We start from the raw sequence: 1,170 nt of genomic DNA on the forward strand, positions 1-1,170 counted from the left end.
AACACCTAAATCTTAGATCGCTGGGTCTGTCACATTAGTCAGGCCCTAGATCACCCCCTCAGCCCTTGTGCTACTTAGCCTTACAGAATTAATCTTCTTCCCAATGTAACACCGTAATTGTTCAGCCTGTCCTCCGCCGGGCTTTGACCTCGAATCTAGGTAGAATTAGGCTAATTCAATTCATTTAGTTTGAGCTGGTAATGACGACTAGATTACCCTGTGAACCCCTACGTCCCTATCATCTCTATCAATCCCGTTAATTATCTCTTAATCCCTATCATCCCCGTTAACCCCGAATTCCCCCCCTAAACTTACTGAAACGTCAGAATTAACACTATGAATATGAATATCAGTCCGTGAATTAATAGCTGAATAGACCCGAGTAAGTTCTAACTATTTTTTTTTATTTGCCTTGATGGGGACGACGGGGATGAGGGGGGTTAACGGGGTGTGATTTCCAACGACGATGTCACTAGATTGATTATTTTTTTTGAATTGTATTTTTGATGGATGTGACTGGTGATTCTATTCATTTGATTTCACCTGTTGATCACGACTAGATCGCCCCCTAAATCCCCCGTAACGGCAGAACTAACGATATGAGCATGAATACCAATCTGTGAATTAATGGCTGGTTCTAGCTGGCAGAGTTAAGTAGTGATTCGATTAAGTGAATAGCATTGAGATATAACAGACCAATTACCATCCGTGGCAATTGGTCATACTCATTCAACACTCGATTCTATTGGTATTTTGGCTTACTCATATCTGAGTTTTACTAGCGCTATTCCATTGGGTTAATAAATTAAATATATATTAATAAACTGGATCCTAAGGAACGGAATGTTGGTTATATATTTGTTAGCTAAGTCTGTAAAAAACTGCTGCTGTAATTGGTTGATGTTACTTGGTATGCAGATTGATTGTGATGAGGTTACGCTAATGAATATGACTGTTGATATGTAATATGAGATTACTGAGGGAAATATAGTGCAGTGGTAATTTGATTAGTTTTTTTGATTGAGTCGGTGGACAGGACAATCATTGAATTAAACTGAGACAGGATATGGAAAGGCGGATAAAAGAAAAGGCTTACAGATTTCTCCATAAGCCTTATCAAGAATTGGTGGGCCCTCGCAGACTTGAACTGCGGACCTGCCGATTATGAGT

General features: G+C 39.6%; 1 protein-coding gene. It reads left to right on the forward strand.

From position 1 onward, the window contains the following. Window positions 1–843 precede the first annotated feature (843 nt). Window positions 844–966: a hypothetical protein gene (locus BT797_RS24490; protein WP_280173693.1), complete on the forward strand. Its 123-nt coding sequence runs from the start codon at window positions 844–846 to the stop codon at window positions 964–966. The last annotated feature ends 204 nt before the right edge of the window (window positions 967–1,170 follow it).

Origin of the sequence: Moritella viscosa, assembly GCF_900120065.1 — a bacterium.
GTDB lineage: Bacteria > Pseudomonadota > Gammaproteobacteria > Enterobacterales > Moritellaceae > Moritella > Moritella viscosa.